Annotated in this window: 28 protein-coding genes; 18 read left to right on the top strand and 10 right to left on the bottom strand. The window is 64.2% G+C overall.

From position 1 onward, the window contains the following. The 4 genes from yidD to ACOJSJ_RS02115 form a co-directional block, all read left to right on the top strand. The coding region (gene yidD, locus ACOJSJ_RS02130) for a membrane protein insertion efficiency factor YidD (protein WP_420143335.1) at positions 1–186 on the top strand (186 nt) is incomplete at its 5' end. 33 nt (positions 187–219) lie between these two features. After that, positions 220–1,923 (top strand): membrane protein insertase YidC, encoded by a 1,704-nt coding sequence (gene yidC, locus ACOJSJ_RS02125; protein ID WP_420143334.1) that lies wholly within the window; start codon positions 220–222, stop codon positions 1,921–1,923. 45 nt (positions 1,924–1,968) lie between these two features. Then, positions 1,969–2,616, top strand: coding sequence for a ribosome biogenesis GTP-binding protein YihA/YsxC (yihA, locus tag ACOJSJ_RS02120; protein WP_420143339.1), 648 nt, complete (start codon positions 1,969–1,971; stop codon positions 2,614–2,616). 7 nt (positions 2,617–2,623) lie between these two features. Further along, entirely contained in the window at positions 2,624–2,926 is a 303-nt protein-coding gene (locus ACOJSJ_RS02115; RefSeq protein ID WP_420143333.1) for an alkylphosphonate utilization protein, read from the top strand. 385 nt (positions 2,927–3,311) lie between these two features. On the opposite strand, the gene ACOJSJ_RS02110 is transcribed toward ACOJSJ_RS02115, so the two are convergent. Continuing rightward, entirely contained in the window at positions 3,312–3,863 is a 552-nt protein-coding gene (locus ACOJSJ_RS02110; protein ID WP_420143332.1) for a 2'-5' RNA ligase family protein, read from the bottom strand. Between the two features lie 138 nt (positions 3,864–4,001). On the opposite strand from ACOJSJ_RS02110, the gene ACOJSJ_RS02105 reads away from it, so the two are divergent. From ACOJSJ_RS02105 to ACOJSJ_RS02090, 4 genes are all read left to right on the top strand, one after another. Next, positions 4,002–4,448: a pyridoxamine 5'-phosphate oxidase family protein gene (locus tag ACOJSJ_RS02105; protein ID WP_420143331.1), complete on the top strand. Its 447-nt coding sequence runs from the start codon at positions 4,002–4,004 to the stop codon at positions 4,446–4,448. Between the two features lie 29 nt (positions 4,449–4,477). Further along, entirely contained in the window at positions 4,478–4,867 is a 390-nt protein-coding gene (locus ACOJSJ_RS02100; RefSeq protein WP_420143330.1) for a DoxX family protein, read from the top strand. Between the two features lie 74 nt (positions 4,868–4,941). Next, a complete protein-coding gene (locus ACOJSJ_RS02095; protein ID WP_420143329.1) occupies positions 4,942–6,990 on the top strand; it encodes a carbon starvation CstA family protein in 2,049 nt (682 codons plus the stop codon). Next, positions 6,987–7,175, top strand: coding sequence for a YbdD/YjiX family protein (locus ACOJSJ_RS02090; RefSeq protein WP_420143328.1), 189 nt, complete (start codon positions 6,987–6,989; stop codon positions 7,173–7,175). Before ACOJSJ_RS02095 ends, ACOJSJ_RS02090 begins: the two co-directional genes overlap by 4 nt. A 232-nt stretch (positions 7,176–7,407) precedes the next feature. Here ACOJSJ_RS02090 and ACOJSJ_RS02085 read toward each other — a convergent pair whose 3' ends face one another. Then, positions 7,408–8,325 (bottom strand): XdhC family protein, encoded by a 918-nt coding sequence (locus tag ACOJSJ_RS02085; protein WP_420143327.1) that lies wholly within the window; start codon positions 8,323–8,325, stop codon positions 7,408–7,410. A gap of 121 nt (positions 8,326–8,446) precedes the next feature. Then, on the bottom strand, positions 8,447–9,121 hold the full coding sequence (locus ACOJSJ_RS02080) for a S24 family peptidase (RefSeq protein ID WP_420143326.1): 675 nt from the start codon (positions 9,119–9,121) through the stop codon (positions 8,447–8,449). A 115-nt stretch (positions 9,122–9,236) separates the two neighbouring features. Here ACOJSJ_RS02080 and ACOJSJ_RS02075 point away from each other — a divergent pair, with 115 nt between their 5' ends. Further along, positions 9,237–9,422 (top strand): hypothetical protein, encoded by a 186-nt coding sequence (locus ACOJSJ_RS02075; RefSeq protein WP_420143325.1) that lies wholly within the window; start codon positions 9,237–9,239, stop codon positions 9,420–9,422. After that, positions 9,419–9,790: a hypothetical protein gene (locus ACOJSJ_RS02070; RefSeq protein ID WP_420143324.1), complete on the top strand. Its 372-nt coding sequence runs from the start codon at positions 9,419–9,421 to the stop codon at positions 9,788–9,790. Before ACOJSJ_RS02075 ends, ACOJSJ_RS02070 begins: the two co-directional genes overlap by 4 nt. 64 nt (positions 9,791–9,854) lie before the next feature. Here ACOJSJ_RS02070 and ACOJSJ_RS02065 read toward each other — a convergent pair whose 3' ends face one another. Together ACOJSJ_RS02065 and ACOJSJ_RS02060 are read right to left on the bottom strand one after the other, a co-directional pair. Beyond that, positions 9,855–10,955 (bottom strand): hypothetical protein, encoded by a 1,101-nt coding sequence (locus ACOJSJ_RS02065; protein WP_420143323.1) that lies wholly within the window; start codon positions 10,953–10,955, stop codon positions 9,855–9,857. A gap of 55 nt (positions 10,956–11,010) precedes the next feature. Continuing rightward, positions 11,011–12,237, bottom strand: a complete 1,227-nt coding sequence (locus tag ACOJSJ_RS02060; protein ID WP_420143322.1) for a TIGR04063 family PEP-CTERM/XrtA system glycosyltransferase — start codon at positions 12,235–12,237, stop codon at positions 11,011–11,013. 105 nt (positions 12,238–12,342) lie between these two features. Between ACOJSJ_RS02060 and ACOJSJ_RS02055 the strand changes: the two genes are divergently transcribed. The 6 genes from ACOJSJ_RS02055 to ACOJSJ_RS02030 all read left to right on the top strand — a co-directional run bounded on the left by ACOJSJ_RS02055 (position 12,343) and on the right by ACOJSJ_RS02030 (position 17,275). Next, positions 12,343–12,486, top strand: a complete 144-nt coding sequence (locus ACOJSJ_RS02055; RefSeq protein WP_420143321.1) for a hypothetical protein — start codon at positions 12,343–12,345, stop codon at positions 12,484–12,486. Continuing rightward, positions 12,479–13,846 (top strand): putative O-glycosylation ligase, exosortase A system-associated, encoded by a 1,368-nt coding sequence (locus ACOJSJ_RS02050; RefSeq protein WP_420143320.1) that lies wholly within the window; start codon positions 12,479–12,481, stop codon positions 13,844–13,846. The genes ACOJSJ_RS02055 and ACOJSJ_RS02050 overlap by 8 nt, the downstream gene beginning before the upstream one ends. Next, positions 13,843–14,532 carry a hypothetical protein gene (locus ACOJSJ_RS02045; RefSeq protein ID WP_420143319.1) on the top strand — a complete coding sequence of 230 codons (690 nt, stop codon included), beginning with the start codon at positions 13,843–13,845 and terminating at the stop codon, positions 14,530–14,532. The genes ACOJSJ_RS02050 and ACOJSJ_RS02045 overlap by 4 nt, the downstream gene beginning before the upstream one ends. A 51-nt stretch (positions 14,533–14,583) precedes the next feature. Then, positions 14,584–15,591, top strand: coding sequence for a DNA topoisomerase IB (locus tag ACOJSJ_RS02040; protein WP_420143318.1), 1,008 nt, complete (start codon positions 14,584–14,586; stop codon positions 15,589–15,591). Positions 15,592–15,627: 36 nt separating this feature from the next. Then, positions 15,628–16,785, top strand: coding sequence for a mechanosensitive ion channel family protein (locus ACOJSJ_RS02035; RefSeq protein ID WP_420143317.1), 1,158 nt, complete (start codon positions 15,628–15,630; stop codon positions 16,783–16,785). 79 nt (positions 16,786–16,864) lie between these two features. Beyond that, positions 16,865–17,275, top strand: coding sequence for a hypothetical protein (locus tag ACOJSJ_RS02030; protein ID WP_420143316.1), 411 nt, complete (start codon positions 16,865–16,867; stop codon positions 17,273–17,275). On the opposite strand, the gene dgcA is transcribed toward ACOJSJ_RS02030, so the two are convergent. Then, entirely contained in the window at positions 17,269–18,246 is a 978-nt protein-coding gene (dgcA, locus tag ACOJSJ_RS02025; RefSeq protein WP_420143315.1) for an N-acetyl-D-Glu racemase DgcA, read from the bottom strand. The genes ACOJSJ_RS02030 and dgcA overlap by 7 nt on opposite strands. Before the next feature lie 102 nt (positions 18,247–18,348). Between dgcA and ACOJSJ_RS02020 the strand changes: the two genes are divergently transcribed. Both ACOJSJ_RS02020 and ACOJSJ_RS02015 read left to right on the top strand, forming a co-directional pair. Further along, on the top strand, positions 18,349–19,641 hold the full coding sequence (locus ACOJSJ_RS02020; protein ID WP_420143314.1) for a class I SAM-dependent methyltransferase: 1,293 nt from the start codon (positions 18,349–18,351) through the stop codon (positions 19,639–19,641). 112 nt (positions 19,642–19,753) lie between these two features. Next, a complete protein-coding gene (locus ACOJSJ_RS02015) occupies positions 19,754–21,541 on the top strand; it encodes an ABC transporter transmembrane domain-containing protein (RefSeq protein ID WP_420143313.1) in 1,788 nt (595 codons plus the stop codon). Positions 21,542–21,580: 39 nt separating this feature from the next. On the opposite strand, the gene ACOJSJ_RS02010 is transcribed toward ACOJSJ_RS02015, so the two are convergent. The 4 genes from ACOJSJ_RS02010 to ACOJSJ_RS01995 all read right to left on the bottom strand — a co-directional run bounded on the left by ACOJSJ_RS02010 (position 21,581) and on the right by ACOJSJ_RS01995 (position 23,952). Beyond that, on the bottom strand, positions 21,581–21,895 hold the full coding sequence (locus tag ACOJSJ_RS02010; RefSeq protein WP_420143312.1) for a PilZ domain-containing protein: 315 nt from the start codon (positions 21,893–21,895) through the stop codon (positions 21,581–21,583). Positions 21,896–22,133: 238 nt separating this feature from the next. Then, positions 22,134–22,556: an ExbD/TolR family protein gene (locus ACOJSJ_RS02005; RefSeq protein WP_420143311.1), complete on the bottom strand. Its 423-nt coding sequence runs from the start codon at positions 22,554–22,556 to the stop codon at positions 22,134–22,136. Between the two features lie 24 nt (positions 22,557–22,580). After that, positions 22,581–23,069 carry an ExbD/TolR family protein gene (locus tag ACOJSJ_RS02000; protein ID WP_420143310.1) on the bottom strand — a complete coding sequence of 163 codons (489 nt, stop codon included), beginning with the start codon at positions 23,067–23,069 and terminating at the stop codon, positions 22,581–22,583. A 130-nt stretch (positions 23,070–23,199) separates the two neighbouring features. Next, on the bottom strand, positions 23,200–23,952 hold the full coding sequence (locus ACOJSJ_RS01995; RefSeq protein WP_420143309.1) for a MotA/TolQ/ExbB proton channel family protein: 753 nt from the start codon (positions 23,950–23,952) through the stop codon (positions 23,200–23,202). Positions 23,953–23,969 lie beyond the last annotated feature (17 nt).

Below are 23,969 nucleotides of genomic sequence, written 5' to 3'. Positions count from 1 at the left end.
GCGCGCTTCTGGCAGGTCGGCCCTTCGCGCATTTTGCCCCCCACCTGCCGCTATGCCCCGTCCTGTTCGGAATATACGATACAGGCGATCGTCAAATATGGCGCGATCAAGGGTAGCTGGCTGGGGTTCAAGCGGCTAATGCGATGCCACCCATGGGGCGGTTCGGGTTACGACCCCGTTCCCTGACATAACAGACATAAGACGGCGGAGCCGAAAAGCGTGGACGACAAGAAGAATATCATCCTGGCGGTGCTGCTGACCGCAGCCATCCTGTTCGGCTGGCCCTATGTCTCGCATTATTTCTTCCCGGCGGCCAATCCGCCCGCGACGAAGATCGAAGGCGGCAAGACCACGCCGGTGGCCGCACCCGGCACCGACGCCGCCGATGGCCCGGCCGTCATCCGCGACCGCGCCGTCGTGTTGAAGGACAGCCCGCGCGTGCCGATCCGCACGCCCAAGCTGACCGGTTCCATCAACCTGAAGGGCGCGCGCATCGACGACGTCGTGCTGCCCACCTATCGCGAAACCATCGCCAAGGATTCGCCCGCCGTTCGCCTGTACAGCCCCAGCGGCACGGCGGACGCCTATTTCGCCGGTTTCGGCTGGCAGGGCGAAGGGTTGAAGGCCCCGACCAAGGACACGGTGTGGACCGCGCAGGGCAGCGAACTGACGCCGACCAGCCCCGTTACGCTGACGTGGAACAACGGCGCGGGCCAGACCTTCGAAATCCGCCTGACGGTGGATGAAAATTACATGATCACCGCCGCGCAGAAGGTGTCGAACACCGGCGCCGGCGCCGTCGGCGTGAAGCCGTACAGCTATATCAGCCGCAACGGCATTCCCAAGGACCCCGACACCTGGACCATCCATGTCGGCCCGATGGGCGTGTTTAACGGCGCGGCCAATTATGATGTGAATTACAAGGATCTGGACAAGGGTCCGTCGACCCAGAGCTTCCAGTCCAAGGGCGGCTGGATCGGCTTTACCGACAAATATTGGCTGTCCGCGCTGGTGCCCGCCGCCGACGCCGATTTTGCGGGTCAGTTCCGTAAAGGTGCCGGCACGCAATATCAGGCCGACGTCGCGCTGGGTTCCACCATGCTGGCGCCGGGCAAGGCCGCGACGCAGACGCTGCGCCTCTATGTCGGCGCGAAGGAAGTCAAGACGCTGCAGGCCTATGAGCGCGACGGTGTGAAGCTGTTCGACCGGGCGATCGACTGGGGCTGGTTCTACTGGTTCGAACAGCCGATCTTTGCCCTGCTCCACTGGTTGTTCGAAACGCTGGGCAATTTCGGCGTGGCGATCATCTGCCTGACCTTCTGCGTCCGGGCGCTGATGTTCCCGGTCGCCCAGCGCCAGTTCGCCAGCATGGCCGCGATGCGCGCCGTGCAGCCCAAGATGAAGGCGCTTCAGGAAAAATATAAGGACGACAAGCCCAGGCTCCAGCAGGAGATGATGGCGCTGTACAAGCAGGAGAAGGTCAATCCGCTGGCCGGGTGCCTGCCGATCTTCATCCAGATTCCGATCTTCTTCGCCCTGTACAAGGTGCTGATGCTGACGATCGAAATGCGGCACCAGCCCTTCGTCCTGTGGATCAAGGATCTGTCTGCGCCCGATCCGCTGCATATCCTGAACCTGTTCGGCCTGCTGCCCTTCACCCCGCCGTCCTTCCTGGCGATCGGCGTGCTGGCGCTGCTGCTGGGCATTTCGATGTGGTTGCAGTTCAAGCTGAACCCGGCCCAGATGGACCCGATGCAGCAGCAGGTGTTCGCGATCATGCCGTGGATGATGATGTTCATCATGGCGCCGTTCGCCGCAGGCCTGCTGGTCTACTGGATCACCAACAACTGCCTGTCGATGGCGCAGCAATGGTGGCTGTACAAACGCCACCCCGTGCTGAACACGGCGACGGCAGCGAAGTAAGGAAAAGGAGATCCTCCCCATAAAAAGGGGAGGATTTTTTCGATGATGACAGACGAAGACAACACCGCCATGATCGAGGAAGCGCGCAAGCTGTTTTCCGGCCCGATCGCTTTCCTGAAATCCGCGCCGACGCTGGATTTCCTGCCCGATATGGCGGTGAACGAGGTCGCCTTTGCGGGCCGATCGAACGTGGGCAAATCGTCGCTGCTGAACGCGCTGACCAACCGCAACGGCCTTGCCCGCACGTCGAACACGCCGGGGCGCACGCAGGAACTGAACTTCTTTGACGTGGGCGATCCGTTGCGGTTCCGCCTGGTCGACATGCCCGGCTATGGCTATGCCAAGGCGCCCAAGGACATGGTGAAGAAGTGGCGGTTCCTGGTGAACGACTATCTGCGCGGGCGGGCGGCATTGAAACGCGCACTGGTGCTGATCGACAGCCGCCATGGCATCAAGGATGTCGATACCGACATGCTGGACATGCTGGATGGCGCGGCGGTGAGTTACCGCATCGTGCTGACCAAGAGCGACAAGATCAAGGCGAGCGAACTGGTCGCCGTGACGGCGCGCACCGCCGACGCCATCCGCAAGCGGCCCGCCGCGCATCCGGAAATCATCGCGACGTCGAGCGAGAAAGGCATGGGCATCCCCGAACTGCGCGCCGCCGTGCTGGAGAGCGTGACGCAGGGGTGATGCGGGCATGACCGACGATCCCTATATCTATGACGAGGCCAGCGGCGAATGGATCAGCGCCGCCGATGCCGCTGCGCCTGCCGATGCGGCACAGCAGATAGAGGTGCGCGATTCGGTCGGCAATTTATTGGCCGATGGCGATCAGGTGACGTTGATCAAGGATCTGACCGTGAAAGGCGCGGGGCAGACGCTAAAGCGCGGGACGTTGATCAAGTCGATCCGTCTGACCGGCGACGCGCAGGAAATCGACTGCAAATATGATGGCATCAAGGGGCTGGTCCTGCGCGCCGAATTTGTGCGCAAACGCTGAAATTCTTCGAACCCTCATCGATGGGACGGGAACGAGCGATGCCCTGAACCCTGCCTGGCTCCGGAATTGCGGAGCTGTCGGATAAGGCCGTGTGCATCGGCGCATGCGCCGTGGCATCGAGCCTTTGGAGCGCGATGCGATCAGCCTCCATCGGATCATGCTCCATTTTTATGGCTCAGGTATTTTCCGAACCGGCAGGCGATGCCGCCTGTTTCGAAAATGCTCTGAACGGGATTGCTTTCACATCCGTTCGTCCTGCCAGCGGACGTCTGTCCTGAGCGTTCAGGGCAGTCGGAAGGCGCCTTATTCTCTATCTCGCGCTGCAAAGACAGGACAGGGCTTCGACAGGCTCAGCCCGAACGGATGTTGTTCAAGGCTCGACACCTTAAAACAGGCTATATTGCGCGCTGCCCTGTAGCGGCCATGTGCCGAGTATGTCATGCCGGATGCGCCCGACATGGCTGCACACCAGCACCACATTATCCACCCGCCAGCTAAAACCCTCGATGCGCCGCTGCGCCGGAGGACCGTCGCGGTAGAAGAGCGTCTGGTGCGGGCTGAAACTCCAGTCATCGCGCAGGGGCGCCCCTGCCCTTTCAAGCGCCTGCGCCACCTGTCGCTGGAGCCGGACAAGCGGGGCGTTGCTGCGCGATGGACGGAGCGCCGCCGAACGGCCGCCATAGCTCAGCCGATCGAGCAGCAGGTCGAACGGATCGGCCATCATCTGCGTCGCCGTAACCTGCAACATGTCGATGAGCGCCGTCGGATAGGTCGGCATGTCGGCCGCGATGCCCAGCGCCACATGCTGATGCGCGGGCAATATCCGATCTGCGCCACCCGCCAGTATTTCGGCATAATGATCGATCTGGCGCGCGACCATGGGCGGCGGTTTCACCGCAAAGAACAGGCGATAGGCGGATGTGGCGCGGCGTTCCATGTGGATGATCCCGAATCAGACTCTGGATTTGCGATATTATGTTCATGATATGTTCCATTCCCCTTTGTGTCGATTGGGGACGGAACCCGAATCGCCCTATCCCGCGTTAAGTCCCGACGGAGGAAAGGAGTGACGCAGATGGTGCAGCACACGATCGCCAGCCTGGCCGAGAAAATGCAGCATATCGACTTCGCGATGCTGTCGACCCATACGGAGAACGGCCATATCGGCGCACGCCCGATGAGCAATAATCAGGATGTCGCCCATGGCGGCGACAGCTATTATTTCACGACCGAAGATACGCTGATGGTGCGCGATATAGAACGCGATCCGCGTGTCAGCCTGTCTTTCCATGGCAAGAGCGGGCTGTTCGGGCAGCGGCCGCTGTTCATCGCGCTGGAAGGACGCGCCGCGCTGATCCGCGACAAGAGCCAGTTCGAGGAGCATTGGAACCCCGATCTGGACCTGTGGTTCACCGATGGCGTGGATACGCCGGGGCTGGTGATGATCCGCGTCCATGCCGAACGCGCCCATTATTGGGACGGGCAGGATGAAGGCGAGCTGGAAATCGACGTGATGCATTGAGCCGGTCGCGACCATCGCGCCGCCGCATAATGGCGCGGTGGCTGCTGGCGATCGCCTACATCGTTGCTGGCATCGCGCATCTGACGCGGCCTGCCGGGTTCGTGGCGATTACACCCGACTGGGTGCCATTGCCCCATATGGTTGTCATGCTGACAGGCATGGCCGAACTGGCGGGCGCCACCGGCCTGATGATCCCGCGGCTGCGGCGGGCGGCCGCCGTCGGACTTGCCCTCTATGCGCTGTGCGTGTGGCCCGCCAATGTCCATCATGCTTTGCGCGACATCCCCCTGAACGGCGTCCACCTCAGCTGGTGGTATCATGGGCCGCGCCTTGTCCTGCAACCGGTCATCATTTGGTGGGCTTTATGGGCGGGCAGCGTCACCGACTGGCCGTTTCGCCGCCGCCAATCTCCACCATAGGTAGCAGTTGTCTTTCATCGCCAGCGGCCTAGGGTAGGCTGCAAAGAAGCATATGGTTTGAATGGCGAGGCGGCATGACGCGGCATATTCCCTGGATTTTGACGGCCATCGTCGGCGCGGTGGCGCTGGCGGTCGTTGCGGTTTCGCGTGGCGAGGACGTCAACGCGCTGTGGATCGTGGTGGCGGCGGTCAGCTGCTTCATGGTCGCCTATCGCTATTATGCGCTGTATATCGCGCGCAACGTCATGCAGCTGGACCCGTCGCGGCCCACGCCCGCCATCCGGCGCGCCGATGGCCTCGATTATGTCGCGACCGACCGCACCGTGCTGTTCGGCCATCATTTCGCGGCGATCGCGGGCGCGGGCCCGCTGGTCGGCCCGGTGCTGGCGGCGCAGATGGGTTACCTGCCCGGTACGTTGTGGATCATCTTCGGCGTGGTGCTGGCCGGTGCGGTGCAGGATTTCATGGTCCTGTTCATTTCCATGCGCCGCGACGGCAAATCGCTGGGCGAACTGATCCGCATGGAAATGGGGCAGGTCGCAGGGACGATCGCCCTGTTCGGCGCGTTCATGATCATGGTCATCATCCTGGCCGTACTGGCGCTGATCGTGGTCAAGGCGCTGGCGGAAAGCCCATGGGGCATGTTCACCGTCGCCGCCACCGTGCCGCTGGCCATGGCGATGGGCGCCTATACACGCTGGATTAGGCCAGGGCGGATCGGCGAAGTGTCGATACTGGGCCTGATCGGGCTGCTGGCCGCCATCGTTTATGGCCAGGCCATTGCGGAATCGCCGGTCTGGGGTCCGGCCTTCACCTTTACGCCGGTGCAGCTGTGCTGGATATTGATCGGCTATGGCGCGGTCGCTTCCGTATTGCCGGTGTGGCTGTTGCTCGCGCCGCGTGACTATCTGTCCACCTTTCTGAAAATCGGGGCCATCGCGGCACTGGCCATCGGCATCGTCATCATGGCGCCGCCGCTGAAAATGCATGCCGTGACGCAATTTGTGGGCGGCAATGGACCGGTATGGTCGGGCGGCCTGTTCCCGTTCCTGTTCATCACCATCGCCTGCGGGGCGGTATCGGGTTTCCATGCCCTGATTTCCAGCGGCACCACGCCCAAGCTGATCGCCAGCGAAGCGCATGCGCCGATCATCGGTTATGGCGCGATGCTGATGGAGGCGTTCGTCGCCATCATGGCATTGGTGGGGGCATCCATTCTGGACCCCGGCATCTACTTCACGATGAACAGCCCCGGCGCGCTGATCGGCACCGATGCGGCCAGTGCTTCGGCCGCCGTCACCGCCATGGGTTTCCCCATCACGCCCGACCTCATCACCCAGACCGCGAAGGATGTGGGCGAACATAGCATCATCAGCCGGGCGGGCGGCGCGCCCACGCTGGCGGTCGCGATGGCCGAAATCTTCAGCCATGTGGTCGGCGGCCCGGCCATGAAAGCCTTCTGGTATCATTTCGCGATCCTGTTCGAAGCGCTGTTCATCCTGACCGCCGTCGATGCCGGGACGCGGGCGGGCCGGTTCATGTTGCAGGATCTGATCGCGCTGGCCGTGCCGTCCTTCAAGGATAGCAAGAGCCATGCGCCGGGCATCGTCGCCACCGGCCTGACCGTCGCGGCATGGGGCTTCTTCCTCTATCAGGGGGTCACCGATCCGCTGGGCGGGGTCAATACGCTGTGGCCGGTGTTCGGCATTTCCAACCAGATGCTGGCGGCGATCGCACTGATGCTGGGGACGGCCGTGCTGTTCCGCATGAAGCGCGACACATTCGCCTGGGTCACGCTGGTGCCGACGGCATGGCTGTTGATCTGCACCCTGTCGGCGGGCTGGCTGAAGCTGTTTTCCGCCGATGCGAAGGTAGGGTTCCTGGCCCATGCGGCGAAGTTCAGCGCCGCCGCCGAAGCGGGCGAAGTGCTGGCCCCCGCCAAGTCGATGGCGGACATGCAGCGCATCATCTTCAACGACCGGATCGATGCGGCGCTGGTCGCGATCTTCCTGTTCGTGGTGCTGGCGCTGCTGGGCTATACGGTGAAGACCTGTATCGCGGCGCGGCGGATCGCGGCGCCGACCGCGCGGGAAATCCCGTCGCAACTGGTGCCCGCCGAATGACCGGCTGGTTGGCCACGCTGCGCAGCACCGCGCGCCTGATGGTGGGGCAGTCCGATTATGACGCCTATCGCGCGCATATGGCGGCAACCCACCCGGACGCGCCGGTGATGGACAAGGTGCAGTTTTTTCGCAATCGCCAGGAAGCACGCTATGGCGGCAAGGGCGGCAGCGGACGCTGTTGCTGACAAGCCATTGTATCGGCTGATATTTAAGGCGACAGCGCGGGTCGGGAAAATGGCCGCATTCGCAATATTACAGTCATGCAAGCGATAATTGCGACAAAAAATTACAAGAATACGGCATTTAGGGTATTGAAAGGTTGCGCCGCTTTGCTAGGGCGCGGCATTCCTTTATGCCCGACAGCGTGAGGGATGTGCCCCCTGCCCGTCCCTTGCGGCGGGGGGCACCCGATAGCGATCATCGTTGCGCGTTGAAACCGGCGATCATGCCCGCGCTGATCGACAATGCGATTTCCGCCGCGCCGACCGCGCCGATATCTATCCCTGCGGGGCCGTCTATCCGCGCCAGATCCGTTTGCGTGAAACCCATGTCGCCCAGACGCGCGAGGCGCGCCGCGTGGCTTTTGCGCGAACCCAGCGCCGCAATATAGCCGGTCGGCGCGCGCAGGGCGGCGACCAGCGCCGGATCGTCAATCTTGATGTCGTGGCTGAGCGTCACGACGGCGGTCGATTCGCCCGGATGGCGCGCGGCGATCGCTTCGTCGGGCCAGCGATCGTCCAGTTCGACGCCGGGAAACCGCTCCTCGGTCAGAAAGCGTCCGCGCGGGTCGATCACCACCGGGGTCACGCCAATGGCCCGCGCCAGCGGCACGAGGCTCTGCGCAATCTGTACCGCACCGACGATGAACAGCCGGCGCGGCGGATCGTAACGGTTGAGAAAGGCCCCATCGCCTGCCATTTCGCGCGTGACCCCGGCGTCGAGGTCGGTCGCCAGCGTCACGGCCCGGCCGCGCGCGCTTTCCGTTTCGATCCGATCGAACAGGGCGGGCGCGAAACCGGGATCGCCGACGGGCTGGATCAGCACGGCGATTTCCCCGCCACAGGGCAGGCCCACATCCCAGGCATCGCCATCCGCCACGCCATAGCGTGCAACATGCGCACCGCGCCCGGCGATGACTTCGGCCGCGCGTTGCAGGACGTCGCCTTCCACGCAGCCGCCCGAAATGCTGCCTTCGAACCGGCCGTCGGCGTGCACGATCATATGGCTGCCACGCGGGCGCGGCGCAGACCCCCAGGTCGACACCACCGTCGCCAGCGCCATCGGCGCACCGCGCCATTCGATCGCCTTGCGGATGACCGCGCCATTATCGTTCAATCGATACTCCCTGCCTTGATCCCATGGGCGTTCCAATGCATGGACGACGGCCGCGATCCCCTATCGCCGTGATCAAGGCATTTTGCGAGCCGTCATCTGTACCAGATGCCTTCGAAATACTCTAATGCAAGCGGCGGCCGCTCCATACCACCCGGCCGACAATGTCCACCAGCGCCGGATCGATGTCCGCCCAGTCGGGATAGTGCGGATTGTCGCTGACCACGCTGAAACCGCCGCGTCGCGGCCCCATCGCGATCCGCTTGACCATCAGCACGCCGTCAAGACGCAGGACATAGACGCCATCGCGCAACCGGGTGGCATCATCGTCATGATCGACCATGATGTCATCCCCGTCGTTGAGCGTCGGCGCCATCGATTCGCCGTCCACCCGGATGATCGACACGCGTTGCGGCCGCACGCCCAGATGGCGCAGCCAGCGCGCGTCGAACGCCATGACGCCCGCCGCCCGTTCATCATCGTCCAGCGACCCAAGCCCCGCCGACGCCCCAAGCGCCAGACGCGGCACGGCGACCACCGCCGGAACGGGGCGCATGCGCGGCGTTGATTGGGCCGGTTCGGGCGCCACAACCCCGCCCAGCATCCGTTCGGGCACGCCGAAATAGCGCGCCAGCACGCGCCGGTCCTCCTCATCCAGTTTGCGCGGGGTGCCGCGTTTGATGAATTGCTGGATATAGGCGGGATTGCGGCCGATCAGCCGGGACAGATCGGCATAATTTTCCCCCCGTTCGACGATCAGCCGTTCAAGGGCGATCCGGGCATGCTGCGCTTCATCCATATCGAAACCATAAAGATAGGAATTTTCCTAGACAAGTAGGAAATTCAGTTTGAGATAGGAATATACCTATCGATTCGCGTCGGGCGATTCGTGCCGAACAGGGAGAAACCGACCAATGCTGTTGCGGATGATCGAGCGATTTCTGCAGGATAATCAAATGTCCCCCACCCGGTTCGGGCGCGAATGCGCGCGCGATCCCCGTCTGGTCCTTGACCTGCGCAGGGGCCGCCAGCCGGGCGACCGGGTGAAAAGGAGGGTAGAACATTTCGTGAACAATTATCGCAGGAGCATCAGCCGATGACAAGTGCCGAACATGGATTCGGGGCCATCGCCCCGGTTCGCCCCCAGCCCTATGTTCCGCGCCATGACGATCCATTGCCGCGCCTGCTGGTACAGCTGATCGCGCGCATGGGCGAGCCGACCGACATCGAACGGGCAGTCAGTCGGCCATGGGCGAGCGCCCTGTTCGAAGGGCGGCGGCATGAGATTCGCCTGCGCATCAGCGGCGATGACTTCCCGGCGCGCGGGATGGCATTTCTGAAGGGCCTGCGAGAAGCGGAATGGCCGCTGCCCGGCCATTTCGTCGCGGACATCGACGTCGATGGCGGCGATGGCGACATGGACAGCGCCTGGATCGACCTGTCCATCCTGACGATCAGGGACTGGTGAAACGGCACGGGGGGCGAATGGATGATATGCCCCATTCGCCCCCTTGCCTGCATTTCCGACGGGATCAGCGGCGCCCGGCCATCGCGCGCAAGGTACCCAGCGCCGCGCGCAGCGCCGCATCGGCATCCTGATCCACCGCTTCGCGAACCGGCACGGCCGACGCGACGGGCATGTCCGCCAATACGCCGTCATCCTTCGCAGGACCGGCATAGCTGCGCGAACGTTGAGACAGGCCACGTTCCAGACGGTCGGTCAGTTGCGTGATCGACAGGCCATGGGTCGATGGCAGCGGCAGCGGGCGGACCGGTTCGGCAATCTGTTCGGGCGCGAAGGTCGGTTCCGGCATCGGCGCGGTGGACTGGCTGACCGGAAGTATGATTTCCGGTGCTTGCGGCGCGGGCGCTGGTTGCGGCGCGAGGGGTTCCGTCCGCGCGGTCGCCGCCAGCACCGGATCGGCTGCGAATGCGGCGACAGGCGCGGCATCATCCGCGACATCGTCACGTACCAGCGTCGGCGCGGCGAAAGGTCCGGCTGGGCGCAGGAAGGCGGGCTGAGGCAAATCTTCGTCCTTCAGCGGCGGCGGCGCGCTGGGCATGGCGAGGCTGCCGAGCGGGACGACCGAATCGCCCGCCGAGTCGCGGGGCGGATCACGGTCCACCACCAGCGGTCGGCGACCATTTTCCGTGCGACCCATTTCAGAACGAGCCGAATCGGCGCGCGGGAAAATGTCGAGGCCGTCGAAATCGCGGCTGGCGAAGATCGGCGGGCGGGACGGCGCATCGGGATGCGCGTCGGCGCGACGCAGGGCCGGTACGACCGGTTCCATGTCCGATCCGGCACGTCCCCGCGCCAGCGCGGTCAGCTTCGAAAATGCGAAACCCATTTTATGTGCTCCCTGGGCGCGATGGGCGCGCCCCTTCCCATCATGCGATGTCGACCGGTTTTCCAGCGCCAGCAGGCCGTTTTCGCGGTTTGCAAGGCCAACCAGCCCCACCGCCATCAAGCCCACGAACCCCGCCATCAGCAGCCGCGCCTTGAACCCCAGCGGCGGCGCGGCGGCAGGCACCGCTTCGCTGAGACCGCTGGACGCGACGACCATTTCGACCAGTCCGACCGGCATCCACAGGATCAGCAGGGTCGCCGCCAGGCCGGCCAGAGCCGCCATCGCAACATTTTTACCCCTGCCTGCGCCTGCCGACACCTTGTTCTTCAATCCTCAATCATGCGGCTGCGCGCGCGCCATCGGGACGCGCCAGCAACCGCTGGTAAACAGGTTCATAACGCAAAATGTTTGACGACCAGTTACGCTCCCGCTCCACAAAGGCGCGGGCGACGGCGCGGCGTTCATCCCATCCGGCGCGGTCGGCGAACAATCCGGCCAGCGCGTCGGCGATCGCAGACGGGGCGTCCGGCGCAAAGAGCGTGCCGGTGACGCCATCCTCTATCAATTCGCGATGGCCGCCGACATCGGACGCGGCGACCAGACGCCCCTGCGCCATCGCCTCCAAAGGCTTTAGCGGCGTCACCAGATCGGTCAGGCGCATCATCTTGCGCGGGTAAGCCAATATGTCGATCTGCGCATAATAATGTTCGACCTGATCGTGCGGCACGCGGCCGACGAAGACGATATGGTCGGCAAAGGGCGATGCCATCGCCTGATCGCGCAAGGCCTGTTCCATCGGGCCGCCACCGACCAGCACCAGCTTCGCCCGCGGCCGCGCACGCACGAGTCGCGGCATGGCGGCGATCAGGTCGTCCAGCCCTTCATAATCATAGAAGCTGCCGATGAAGCCGACGACGTCTGCGCCATCAAGGCCCAGCTTGGCGGTCAGCGTGGGGTCGCGATCGACCGGCGCGCCGAACTGATCCATGTCGACGCCATTGGGCGACACGACGATCTTGCCCGCATCAACGCCGCGCGCGATGAGATCGCCGCGCAACCCTTCGCAAATGACCGCGACGGCATCCGCATGGCGCACCGCATGGCTTTCAAGCTGGCGGGTCAGCCAGTAACGCGGGCTTCCGGCGACGCCGGTGCCGTTGCCGACCGCCGCATCCTCCCAGAAAGCGCGAATTTCGTAGATCATCGGCAGGCCGTGCCGTTTTGCCACGCGCTGCGCCGCTATGGCGTTCAGCACCGGCGAATGGGCGTGGATCAGATCCGGCTGCCAGTCGCGCACCAGCGCGTCGATGGCATCGGCATGGGCGGCAATGTCGCGCCATTCGCGAATCAGCGCATTGCCGCTGGCGGGTTTACCCGGCGTGCGGTGGAAGGTGAGGCCATCCACCATCTCGCGCAAGGGACCGTCGGCGACATGGCGATAGCCGGTAATGCCCCGCACGTCCCAGCCCCGCGCCATCTGCGCGCGCAGGATCGCACGGGTGCGAAATGTGTAGCCACTGTGCAGCGGCAGACTGTGGTCCAGCACATGGAGAATGCGAGTCATAGCCCGGTCTGTCTGGCATAAAATATTTAACGGCCCGTCAACTCTGTCTGATTATGGATCGGTTCGTGCCCGAACGAATCCACTTTTCGCGATGATCGACGCCCCATGATCGATGCCCTGTCCCTGTTGATCAGCCATGGCGTGATCCTGCTGGCCGCGTGGCGGCTGCTGTCGCGGCCCGATCTGGATCGCGATCCGCCGCCGGCATCGACATCGGCATCGGCATCGGAGCAGCCTTCCGATGCGTGACCTGTTCTTCATCGCCTTTCTGGGCATTTTCGGCCTGATGGGCCTGCGCCGCCCGTTCCTGCTGGTCGCGGTCTATGCCTATATCGACATCGTGTCGCCCCAGCGATTGTCCTATTTCCTGCTGAATTCCATCCCCATTTCCGCCATGGCCTTTGCCGCGATGGTCGGCGCCTGGCTGGTGGTGGACGACAAGAAGGATTGCCGTTTTTCCATGCGGCAGGTGCTGATGCTGATCCTGGTGGGATGGTGCGGTTACACCACCATGACGGCCGATTTCCCGGTCGAGGCGCTGACCAAGTGGAACTGGGTGTGGAAGGCGATCATCGCGGGCATTTTCCTGCCGCTGGTGCTGCGCACGCGGTTTCGGATCGAGGCGCTGACCGTCTTCATGATCCTGTGCGCCAGCACCATCATCATCAATGGCGGCATGAAGACCGCGCTGTCGGGCGGCGGATATGGCGTGCTGAACCTGATGGTCGAAAATAACAGCGGCCTGTATGAAGGCAGCATCATCAGCTGCGTCGCCATATCGTTGATGCCGCTGATCCTGTGGCTGTCGAAGCATGGCACCATCTTCCCGCCCGACTGGCGCGTGAAGACCTTCTGCTATGCGCTGTGCCTGGCCTGCATGTTGATGCCGATCGGGACGGAGGCGCGCACCGGCCTTGTCTGCATCGTCATTTTGGCGGGCATGATGCTGATGCGGTCGAAGCGGAAATTCGTGTACGGGCCGCTGATCGCGGTCGCGGCGCTGGCATCCATCCCGTTCCTGCCTGCCAGCTTCACCCAGCGGATGCAGACGATCGAGAATCATCAGGGCGACGAAAGCGCATCGACGCGCGTCGCCGTGTGGATGTGGACGCTGGATTATGTGAAGCAGCATCCGGGCGGCGGCGGTTTCGACAATTATCTGCAGAACAGCTTCACCTATTTCGCCCAGAGCACCGTCACCGACAGCGGCGGCAGCCGGATCGAGCGGCGGCTGGTGACCGACCACGGCCGCGCCTATCACAGTGCCTATTTCGAGATGCTGGGCGAGCAGGGCTATTTCGGTTTCCTTGTCTGGGCGCTGATCCACGGCATCTGTTTCGTCCGGACGGAGATGATCCGCCGCACCTATCGCAACCGCGACGGGCCGGACGAGGCCTGGATTTCCCCCTTCGCCGTGGCCCTGCAACAAGGGCACGTCATCTATATGATCGGATCGCTGTTCGTGGGCATCGCCTATCAACCCTTTATCTTCATGATGCTGGCGCTTCAGATCGGCCTCGACACCTATCTGACGCGGTTGCGCAAGGATGCGGCCCGGCGCGATCTGGCCGCGACGCTGATCGCGCGACAGGGGATGCAGACGGCATGATCGGCGAATTGCGCGCGCTGGGCATCGCGCAGGGCCTGACGCTGGGGATGCTGATCGCATGCCCGATAATCGCACCCGACATGCTGCCATGGGCGATCGACGCATGGCTGTTGATCGGTGGGTTTCAGCTGCGGCTGGCCGATCGGCGGTTCACATTGCGGACAGGCGGGATGGAATGGGTCAGCCATATCCGAATGGCGCCGTGGCGACTGGTCCGCTGGGGCGTGATCGCGACGGTGGCGCTGATCGCGGGCGATGGCGAACGGGCCATGGGCGTGGTGATTGCGGGGATGCTGTGCGAACTGGTCGCCTATCCATTGTCCACGCAGCTGCTGGGCCGCAGGTCGCTGCCTTGGGCGAGCGGCGCGCTGGCGATGCTGATCGTGCTGACGGGCGTGGTGCAGCAGCCGGCGCTGCACATGACCGCCTGTTTCCTGAGCGGGATTGCGGCCTGCATGATGTGGCTGCGCGGTCCCGATGGCGATCCGCGCGCGCTGGCGCTGGCGCTGGGCGGCGGGGTGGCGGCGGCGATCGCGCCGATGCTGTTTCCCGGCGCGCTGCCCTTTGCCGCGCCGACCTTTACCAGTTGCGCGGCATGGGTGCTGGCATATCTGTCGGTGCTGCGGCGGCAGGTCACGCCATGGCGACCGGGCGGCGCGGCAGCGGGCCTCCACCCGTCGCGCTGAACCACGGAACGAAGCGTCAGACGACGGGTTTGAAGCCATGAGAAGGAAATCATGGCTGACCGTTCCATCGTCCATTCCGACGATTCCATCCCCGGTATTACGCGGCGTGCGCTCAAACGCGGCTGGGCCTATGACGATGCCGATGGCAGGCGCATCACCGACCCGCAGGAAATCGAGCGGCTGAACCGGATCGCCCTGCCCCCCGCCTATCGCGACTGCTGGTTCTGCCCGTCGCCATGGGGGCATGTTCAGGCGGTCGGATATGACGACCGGGGCCGCAAACAATATCGATACCATCCCGATTTCCGCGCCGCGCGGGAAGCGGAGAAATATGCGGGCTGCCCGGATTTCGGCCGCGCCCTGCCCAAGCTGCGCGAACGGATGGAGGCGGACCTGTCGCGCCGCGGCCTGCGCAAGGATCGCACGCTGGCTGCGGTCGTGCGCCTGCTCGACCTTGCCAAGCTGCGCGTGGGCAACGAACATTATGCGACGACCAACAAGAGTTTCGGCGCGACCACGCTGCGCCGCCGTCATGTCGATCTGAACGGCCGGTCGCTGACGCTGTGTTACCGCGCCAAGTCGGGCAAGCAGCAGCAACTGACCGTCACCGACACGCGCCTGCTGCGGTTCGTGCGGCAGGTGCAGGATTTGCCCGGACAGCATCTGTTCCAATATCTGGACGAGGATGGCGCCGCGCGGCCGATCACGTCGAACGACGTCAACGCCTATATATCAGAAGCCATGGGCGCGCCCTTCACCGCCAAGCATTTCCGGACATGGGGGGCGTCCACCATCGCGTTCGAAACGCTGGTCGCGGGCCATGTGTCGTTGAAGGAGATGATCGCGCCGGTGGCGCAGGCGCTGGGCAATACCCCGGCGATCAGCCGCAAAAGCTACATCCACCCCGCCCTGATCGCGCTTTGCCGCGAAGGGCAGGATGAATGGCGGCAGGGGGTTCGCTTGCCGCGCCGGACGCGCTATCTGTCGCGCGAGGAACGCGGGCTGATCGCCTTTCTCGATTCCATCGCAGATTGCGCCCCGCTTGCAGCGGCGGCCTGATCCTTTCCCCCTATTCCTCCCCAGAACAGGACAGGCATGGCCGACAAGAGAGACCCGACGCTTCCCGACATTGAGATAAAGGCGCCCAATCTGCGCGAAATGTGGGATGCGACGCTGGCCTGGTTTCAGGTCCACTACCTCCAGATCCTGATCGCCATCGGTGCTGCCGTCCTGATCTATCTGGCGCTGGCGGCGGTGCGCGAAATGGGCAAGCGGCACCGGGGGCATCGCGGCGATCCGCTGGGCTATGCCAATGTGCTGGGCCGGGCGGCGGCGCGCACCACCCATTATTTCATGGTGCTGGTGTCGGCGCAGCTGGTGGTCGGCTATGCCGACGCGCCCGCTTCGCTGACGAAGACGGTCACGTTCCTGTTCACCATCGCCACCGTGTTGCAGGCGGCATTATGGGCGCGGGAGATCATTCTGGGCCTGATCGAGCGCAAGACGCTGGCCGAGGATGGCGGCGGCGAAACGCTGGCCAATGCCATGGGCCTGATCCGCGTGCTGGTCAGCTTTGCGCTGTTCGCCATCGCCGCCATCGTGGTGTTGGACAATCTGGGCGTGAACGTCACTGGTCTGGTCGCGGGTCTGGGCATTGGCGGCATTGCCATCGGCCTTGCCGCGCAGGGCATTTTCTCCGACCTGTTCGCCGCGCTTTCCATCATTTTCGACAAGCCGTTCCGCCGGGGCGAGACGATCACCTATGACACCACGACCGCAACGGTGGAGAAGATCGGCCTGAAATCCACCCGCCTGCGCGCGGTGACGGGCGAAAAGAAGGTCATTTCCAACGCCAACCTGCTGCAAAAGGAAATCACCAGTTACCAGACGCTGGATCATCGCCGGATTAAATTCGCCATCGGCGTCATCTATCAGACGCCGACCGATGTGGCGGAACAGATCCCTGACATATTGAAGGTCATCATTCAGGATCTGGACGCGAAGTTCATCCGCTCCGGTTTTGTCGGATTTGGCGCATCGAGCCTGGATTTCGAAGTGGAGTTCGACGTTTACCTGCCCAGCTGGGACGACATCTATGTCGTGCGGCACAAGGTGGGGCTGGCGATCCTGAAACAGTTCAACCAGCGCGGCATCGAATTCGCCTATCCCACGCAGACAACGTTCACCGCCGCGCCCGATGGCCGGATGATCATGCCCTATGCCGATGTGCAGCCGGTGCATCATGTCGAATGATGTCACGGGTCGCCGCATGATCGACTCGCCCCGTCCCCTCTGCCTTGCCGGTGACGGTGCGGCATCCTAGCCGAAGGGCATGACGAAAATTGCCCTTACCCTGTCTGTCGCCGCCCTCTCCGCTGCGGCCGCCATCGCCGTGCTGCCTGCCACCGCCCATGCCGAAGGATTGGGCGCGGAGGCCAATTATGGCCGCGCCGACGGCCATTGGGGCACGGAAATCGGGGCAGGCTATGCCATGGGCATAGCCGGGTTCAGCCTGACGCCGGGCGGTGGCGTCTATCTGCGCGATGGCGACACGAAACTTTATGGCCGGGTCGAGGCCGCCTATACCATCCCGCTGTCGATGACGATCGGGGCGGGCGTGCGGTTCAGCGGCGACAATACGCGCCCCTATGCGACGCTGGCCATGCCGTTGATCCCCAAGCTGCGGGCGAAGGCCAATGTCGGGCCGAAATATTATGCGGTCGGCCTGACGCTGGGCTATTGAGGCTGGCCCCATAGCGTGCCGGGTTGCAGCAACCCGTCGCGCAGGGCCAGTCCGCCATCGCGATCCTGCGCCAGCAGCAATGCCCCGTCGAGGTCGATCCAGTCGGCCCCCTGCGCCACCAGCGCGGCGGGCGCGATGCCGAGCGATGTGCCCAGCATGCAGCCCACCATGATGCGGAAGCCGCGCGCGCGCGCGTCCCGCGCCAGTGCCAGCGCTTCGGTCAGGCCGCCTGCCTTGTCCAGCTTGATATTCACCGCATCGAAATCGCCCAGATTATCGAGGTCGGCACGGGTGTGACAGCTTTCGTCGGCGCAGAGCGGCAACGGTGATTTGACTCCCGCAAGGCGCGATTCCTGTCCGTGGACGATCGGCTGTTCCACCATTTCCACCCCCAGAGCCTCCAGCGCCGCTGCCTCCGCCGCGATGTCCATATCGTGCCAGCTTTCATTAGCATCGACGATCAGCCGGGCATCGGGCGCGCCCGCGCGCACCGCCGCGATCCGCGCCCGGTCGCCTTCCCCCGTCAACTTGCATTTGAGAAGAGCAAAGCCGCGTCCCGCCGCCATGCGCGCATCCGCTTCCATCTTCGCAGGGTCGCCAAGGCTGATGGTGAAGGCGGTCGGCAACGGGGCGGGCGCGGCAAGGCCCGCCAGTTGCCAGACCGGCACGCCGGCCTGTTTCGCTTCCAGATCCCATAGCGCGCAGTCCAGCGCATTGCGCGCCGCGCCCCGTGGCATATGGGTCAGCAGCGCCTGCCGGTCGAGCGGCCCGGTATAGGATTGCAGCGCCGCGACGCAGCCTTCCGCGCTTTCGCCCTCATAATAGATGGCGGTGCCTTCGCCGCGTCCTTCCCGCGCGCCATCGCTGACGGAGCAGACGATGACGTCGACATGAGTCTTGGCCCCGCGACTGATGACGAAGGCGCCCGCCACCGGCCAGCGTTCGACCGTCGCGGAAATTATACGGGTCATCGGCGTTTCCTGCGAGAATATTTGACCAAATTCGACGCTGTCATATGCGCGAAACAGGATCACCGGCATAGTCCTGCGATTCCAGAAGGAGCATGTTTTCCAGTGACATCCCGCGACATTACCGGTTTCCTGCCCCTCGACGAAGCGGGCCGCCCCGACATGCGCCTGCCCCGCCGCCTGTCCGACATGGCGTGGCGGCTGACTTTCGGCGCGATCGGATGGCCATGGCTGCTGGCCAGCCTGTCGGGCGGGCGACCGGCGGACAAGCGCATGTTGCTGGACGAGCTGGGCATGCCGCACGACGCGTTGCCGCATCTGGGCAGCTGGAAGGCCGATGTTGGGTTTCTGCGCCATATCGTGCGGGAAATCGCCCGGTTGCGCCCGACCCATGTGGTGGAACTGGGGGCGGGCGCTTCGTCGCTGATCGCGGCGCGCGCGTTGCAGATCCATGGCGGCGGGCGGCTCCACAGTTTCGACCAGCATGGCGGCTTTGTCGATGCAACGCGCCAGTGGCTGGCCGACAATGCGCTGGACGTCGACATCCGCCATGCGCCGCTGACGCATGAAAGCGCCGACTGGCCGGGGCGGTGGTATTCCATCGATCAGTTGCCCGAACGGATCGACCTCATCATCATCGATGGGCCGCCGTGGAGCGTGCATCCGCTGGTGCGGGGCGCAGCCGACAGCCTGTTCGCCCGCCTGTCCCCCCATGGCGTGGTATTGCTGGACGACGCAGCACGGCCCGGCGAGCGGCTGGTCGCGCGGCGATGGCGCAAGCGCTGGCCGCATATCGACTTCCGCCTGATGAAGGATGGGACGAAGGGTACGCTGGTCGGCCGCCGTCGCGACACCCGCCTGCCCGTCGCCAACGATAATGACGCCGGACGCACATGGCGGCATATGGGCCGCGCCGCCGCCATCGCCGCGCTGATCGCGACGGGATGGATCGCGCGCGGCGAACTGGGCGAGTTTCCGCAGAGTGCGCAGGCGAGCAGTTTTCTGGACGAAGCCGCCGCGTCGCGCCGCGCGGGCCTGTTGCGGCAGGGCATGGCGTCGCAGGTTGAAAGCGTGACGCTGAACCCGCAGGAAATCGAGCGGTCCACCGGCATCGTCCTGCCCGCCATGCCCGCCGGATGGCGCATTACCGACGTGCAGCTGTTCCCCACGCCCGACAGCCCCGCCATCGCCATGTCGATGGTGACGCCGCAGGGCGAGCCGCTGTCCTTCTTTGCCGATCGCGCCGAAACCCCGGCCGAAGCCACACCGCTGATGGCCCGGCGGCAGGGCGATACCGTCGCCTATTGGGAGGCGGGGACCATGGCCTATGCTCTGACCGGCAAGGCCGATGCGCGCCGGGTGATGCAGCTGGCCGGAGAGATGGCGCAGGACGGCTGACGGCGCAGCATCATCCTTTGGGTCGGGCGGCCCCGGCAGCCCCGATCTTTTGCGCGATTTCGGCGTCGTCGGATATTTCCTCCGCGCCCAAATCGCTTTAAGCGCGACGTTCATGGAGGATGCCCCGCAAAGCCCAGCCCGCGCCGATGCGCGACCGCCCCTTGGCAGCCTGACGATGCTGTGGCGGTTCGCCCGCCATTATCCGGGGCGGATCGCAGGGGCGCTGCTGGCGCTGATCATATCGTCCGCCGCCACGCTGGGCATTCCCAGCGGGTTTCGGCTGGTCATCGATCGGGGGTTCATGGGCGGCGGCGATATTGGGCGCTGGTTCCAGTATCTGCTGTTGATCGTCATCGTGCTGGCGGTGGCGAGCGCGCTGCGCTTTTACTTCGTATCCTGGCTGGGCGAGCGGGTGGTCGCAGACATCCGCAATGCGACGCAGGCCAATCTGTTGCGGCAGGCGCCCCGCTTCTTCGAGGAAAACCGCCCGTCCGAAATCGCGTCGCGCATGACCGCCGATACCGCCATCGTGGAGCAGGTGGTGGGATCGACCGTGTCGGTCGCGCTGCGCAATCTGGTCACCGGCATCGGTGGGCTTGCCTATCTGTTCGCGCTGGCGCCCAAGCTGGCGGCGCTGCTGTTGCTGGGCATTCCGGTCATATTGCTGGTGCTGATTGGCCTGGGTCGCCGGGGGCGCGGCCTGTCCCGCGCCAGTCAGGATCGGCTGGCCGACATCGGCAGCATTACCAGCGAAGTGTTGGGCGCGATGAAGATCGTGCAGGCTTTCGGGCAGGAACGACGCGAAGGCGCCCGGTTCGACGCGACCGTGGAAAATGGGTTTGCAACGGCGCGCAAGCGGATTGCGCTACGTGCGCTGATGACCGCGGTCGTCATTGCGCTGGTGTTCGGATCGATCACCGCCGTCATGTGGCAGGGTGCGCTGGACGTTGCGGCCGGTCGCCTGTCGGGCGGCAGCATCGCCGCTTTCGTGCTGACCGGCGGCCTGGTTGCGGGGGCATTCGGATCGCTGTCCGAAAGCTGGGGCGACCTGTTGCGCGGTGCGGGCGCGGCCAGTCGGCTGCATGAACTGATGACGGCGCAGCCGGACATCGTGCCCCCTGCCCATGCCATCGCCATTCCCGCGACGGGCCGGGGCGCGGAACTGCGGTTCGATGACGTGCATTTCCATTATCCCACCCGCCCAGATCAGGCGGCGCTCCACGGCGTTTCCTTTGCCGTCGCGCCGGGTGAAACGGTGGCGATCGTCGGCCCATCCGGCGCGGGCAAATCGACCATCATCCAGATGGCGTTGCGCTTCTACGATCCCGATGCCGGTGTCGTGCGCCTGAATGGCGTTGCGTTGCCCGACGCCGATCCCACCGCTCTGCGCGCGACGATGGCCATGGTGCCGCAGGACAGCGTGATCTTTGCCGCGTCCGCACGCGACAATCTGCGTTACGGGCGCTGGGACGCCAGCGACGATGAGATATGGGCGGCGGCGCGCGCCGCCAATGCGGAGAGTTTCCTGCGCGCCTTGCCGCAGGGGCTGGACAGCCATTTGGGCGAGGGGGGCGCGCGTCTGTCCGGCGGGCAGCGACAGCGGCTGTCGATTGCCCGCGCACTGCTGCGCGATGCGCCGCTCCTGTTGCTGGACGAGGCGACATCGGCGCTGGACGCCGAATCGGAACGGCTGGTGCAGGATGCGCTCGACCGGCTGATGCGCGATCGCACCACGGTCGTCATCGCCCACAGGCTGGCCACCGTACGCGCCGCGGATCGGATCGTCGTGATGGATGAAGGGCGGATCGTCGAACAGGGGAACCATGCGACGCTGGTGGCGCAGGATGGCCTCTATGCGCGCCTCGCCAGCCTGCAATTTCAGGATGTCCCCGCCGCCTGATCGGTGGGCGATCCGCGCATCAAGGCGTCGAGGGCGAATTTACTGGCTGAGCCGTACGATATGATCGAGGATCGCCGCATGGAGCGGCCGTTCGAACGCGCATCCTGATTCGGGACCGCGCGTCCATAATACGCGCGCGCGGCGCCCTTCGAAACCGGGCAGCATGATCCACAGGTCCGTGCCGATGGTGAGCTTCATGAAGCTTTGCAGGCGGAACCCGGACACCGACACATCGGTAATCCGACTGGTGAACCAGGTTTCGCCCGGCCGCCGGACCTTGACCGCGATCTGGACGTGACGGCGTTCTGCCATCCGTCCCTTCCGGTCATATTCTGTCTGTCGTTCAGCGCCCATGTCAGCCTTGTCCCGCTTGCCTCGAACATTGTCCGCGATCGAGGTAAGCAAAGGGTTAAGTTTCCGGAGACGTCCCGTTCGACCAAGCGGCTCACCGGATTCCGGGCGGAGTGCATAAAAAAAGGGTCGCCCGAAGGCGACCCCTGAATATCTGCAATCTTCCGTCCCATGGCCCCGACCCGCCATCCCGGAAAAACGGGAAGTCCTGTGCGGGAAGAGCGTCGCCGGAGCCTGACGATCAGAAGCTGCTATATTGTTCGTTGCCGACAAAGCCCAGCTTCGTCACGCCCGCACGCTTGATCTCCGCCAGCACTTCGTCAACGACGACATAGCGGGTGGCAGCGTTCGGCTGGAACTGAAGTTCCGGTTCGACCGGGAGTTGCAGCGACTGCTGCAAATACTGACGCAGGGTCAGCAGGTCGATCGGCGCACCGTTCCAGGTGATCGTTCCGGCCTGATCGATGGCGACCTTGTTCTTCACAGGGTCGATCGTCGAATTGGTCGGCGGCGCGTTTTGCGGCAGGTCGATCTTCACCGCGTGGGTCTGGATCGGAATGGTGATGATGAACATGATGAGGAGAACGAGCATGACGTCGATCAACGGCGTCGTGTTCATTTCCACCATCGGCTCACCATCATCGGAGCCCATGCTCATTGCCATAGCGAAATCTCCTTGTTCGGCCGATCAGAGGCGGGTGTTCGTCGAACCGGGTTCCGGTTCGGAGATGAAACCAACCTTCGGGAAACCGGCACGCTGCATCGTGTAGATGGTGCCACCGATGCAACGATAGGGGGTGTTGATGTCGCCACGGATATGCACTTCGGGCAGATCCTCCGGCGTCAGATTTTCAACGCCACCAGCCTTCTTGATGTCCGCTTCCAGTTTGGCGACGGCCCGATCCAGCAGTTCGCTGGAATTGACCGGGGCCAGACCCCAGAACACGGCGCAGCTGCCGTCGGCAGCCTGCGTGACCGAAAGGGACACGTTTTCCGGCTTCGTCGTGGTCGGCTCGAACGCCACCTTGGGAAGCTGCAGATCGACCGTCTGGACGACGACCGGGACCGCGATGAGAAAGATGATGAGCAACACCAGCATGACGTCGACGAGCGGCGTCGTGTTGATGTCGGACATCGGCTTGTCGTCACCGCCGTCGGAGCCAACACTCATTGCCATTGATACTATCCTAACCTTGGTGTCGATGGCGCCCCGTCAACCCTGTGCGGGTTGATCGGGGTCCATGGTCGGCGGGGAACCGGGCGGTCGCAGCCGCCACCCGGCCCCTTCGCCGGCGTCTTGAGACCGATCAGGCCTTGGTCGGAGCGGCAGCCGGCTTGGCAGCAGCGGCCGGAGCGGCAGCAACGGTCGGCTTCACGGCGCCGTCCGAAACCAGATAGGCCAGCAGGTCGACGGTGAAGCCGTTCAGCTGTTCCGCAATCGCCTTGTTACGGCGCTGCAGGAAGTTGTAGGCGAGCACCGCGGGAACGGCCACGGCCAGACCCAGGGCGGTCATGATCAGAGCTTCACCGACCGGGCCGGCAACGGCGTCGATCGAGGCCTGACCGGCAGCGCCGATCTTGATCAGGGCGCGGTAGATACCGATAACGGTACCGAACAGACCGATGAACGGCGAGGTCGAACCGACGGTCGCGAGGAAGGCGAGACCGCCACCGAGCGACGAGTTGATCGCGCCTTCCGAACGGGCGAGCGAGCCGTGCAGCCAGTCGTGGGCTTCAACCGGATCCTTCAGCTTGCCATGCTCTTCCTGAGCCTTGATGCCGTCGTCGACGATCTGCTTGTAGGCCGAATTCTTTTCGAGCTTGGCCGAAGCTTCCCTCAGCGAAGCGGCGCGCCAGAAGGTGGTGCGAACCTTCTTGCCCTGGCTGATCACCTTCTGCTGTTCGATCAGCTTGGTGAACAGAATGTAGAAAGTGCCGACGGACATGCCGCACAGGATGATGAAGACGGTCCAGGCAATGGTGCCGCCCTGTTCAAGGGCTTCCATCAGACCATAGGGGTTTTCCGGCTTGGGAGCCGCAGCTGCGAGATACATCAACATGTTCAAGACTTCCCTCT

This window comes from Sphingobium sp., from assembly GCF_048594625.1.
In the GTDB taxonomy this organism is placed as follows: domain Bacteria; phylum Pseudomonadota; class Alphaproteobacteria; order Sphingomonadales; family Sphingomonadaceae; genus Sphingobium.
The sequence above is the reverse complement of the archived record's forward strand: the minus strand, read 5'-3'. Positions and strand labels throughout refer to the sequence as shown.

What these genes read in the sequence shown, in the direction of transcription:
- yihA (WP_420143339.1), top strand. Translation starts at nt 1,969, where the DNA reads ATGACAGACGAAGACAACACCGCCATGATCGAGGAAGCGCGCAAGCTG.
- ACOJSJ_RS02115 (WP_420143333.1), top strand. Translation starts at nt 2,624, where the DNA reads ATGACCGACGATCCCTATATCTATGACGAGGCCAGCGGCGAATGGATC.
- ACOJSJ_RS02110 (WP_420143332.1), bottom strand. Translation starts at nt 3,863, where the DNA reads ATGGAACGCCGCGCCACATCCGCCTATCGCCTGTTCTTTGCGGTGAAA.
- ACOJSJ_RS02105 (WP_420143331.1), top strand. Translation starts at nt 4,002, where the DNA reads ATGGTGCAGCACACGATCGCCAGCCTGGCCGAGAAAATGCAGCATATC.
- ACOJSJ_RS02100 (WP_420143330.1), top strand. Translation starts at nt 4,478, where the DNA reads ATGGCGCGGTGGCTGCTGGCGATCGCCTACATCGTTGCTGGCATCGCG.
- ACOJSJ_RS02095 (WP_420143329.1), top strand. Translation starts at nt 4,942, where the DNA reads ATGACGCGGCATATTCCCTGGATTTTGACGGCCATCGTCGGCGCGGTG.
- ACOJSJ_RS02090 (WP_420143328.1), top strand. Translation starts at nt 6,987, where the DNA reads ATGACCGGCTGGTTGGCCACGCTGCGCAGCACCGCGCGCCTGATGGTG.
- ACOJSJ_RS02080 (WP_420143326.1), bottom strand. Translation starts at nt 9,121, where the DNA reads ATGGATGAAGCGCAGCATGCCCGGATCGCCCTTGAACGGCTGATCGTC.
- ACOJSJ_RS02075 (WP_420143325.1), top strand. Translation starts at nt 9,237, where the DNA reads ATGCTGTTGCGGATGATCGAGCGATTTCTGCAGGATAATCAAATGTCC.
- ACOJSJ_RS02070 (WP_420143324.1), top strand. Translation starts at nt 9,419, where the DNA reads ATGACAAGTGCCGAACATGGATTCGGGGCCATCGCCCCGGTTCGCCCC.
- ACOJSJ_RS02065 (WP_420143323.1), bottom strand. Translation starts at nt 10,955, where the DNA reads ATGGCGGCTCTGGCCGGCCTGGCGGCGACCCTGCTGATCCTGTGGATG.
- ACOJSJ_RS02060 (WP_420143322.1), bottom strand. Translation starts at nt 12,237, where the DNA reads ATGACTCGCATTCTCCATGTGCTGGACCACAGTCTGCCGCTGCACAGT.
- ACOJSJ_RS02055 (WP_420143321.1), top strand. Translation starts at nt 12,343, where the DNA reads ATGATCGATGCCCTGTCCCTGTTGATCAGCCATGGCGTGATCCTGCTG.
- ACOJSJ_RS02050 (WP_420143320.1), top strand. Translation starts at nt 12,479, where the DNA reads ATGCGTGACCTGTTCTTCATCGCCTTTCTGGGCATTTTCGGCCTGATG.
- ACOJSJ_RS02045 (WP_420143319.1), top strand. Translation starts at nt 13,843, where the DNA reads ATGATCGGCGAATTGCGCGCGCTGGGCATCGCGCAGGGCCTGACGCTG.
- ACOJSJ_RS02040 (WP_420143318.1), top strand. Translation starts at nt 14,584, where the DNA reads ATGGCTGACCGTTCCATCGTCCATTCCGACGATTCCATCCCCGGTATT.
- ACOJSJ_RS02035 (WP_420143317.1), top strand. Translation starts at nt 15,628, where the DNA reads ATGGCCGACAAGAGAGACCCGACGCTTCCCGACATTGAGATAAAGGCG.
- ACOJSJ_RS02030 (WP_420143316.1), top strand. Translation starts at nt 16,865, where the DNA reads ATGACGAAAATTGCCCTTACCCTGTCTGTCGCCGCCCTCTCCGCTGCG.
- dgcA (WP_420143315.1), bottom strand. Translation starts at nt 18,246, where the DNA reads ATGACCCGTATAATTTCCGCGACGGTCGAACGCTGGCCGGTGGCGGGC.
- ACOJSJ_RS02015 (WP_420143313.1), top strand. Translation starts at nt 19,754, where the DNA reads ATGGAGGATGCCCCGCAAAGCCCAGCCCGCGCCGATGCGCGACCGCCC.
- ACOJSJ_RS02010 (WP_420143312.1), bottom strand. Translation starts at nt 21,895, where the DNA reads ATGGGCGCTGAACGACAGACAGAATATGACCGGAAGGGACGGATGGCA.
- ACOJSJ_RS02005 (WP_420143311.1), bottom strand. Translation starts at nt 22,556, where the DNA reads ATGGCAATGAGCATGGGCTCCGATGATGGTGAGCCGATGGTGGAAATG.
- ACOJSJ_RS02000 (WP_420143310.1), bottom strand. Translation starts at nt 23,069, where the DNA reads ATGGCAATGAGTGTTGGCTCCGACGGCGGTGACGACAAGCCGATGTCC.
- ACOJSJ_RS01995 (WP_420143309.1), bottom strand. Translation starts at nt 23,952, where the DNA reads ATGTTGATGTATCTCGCAGCTGCGGCTCCCAAGCCGGAAAACCCCTAT.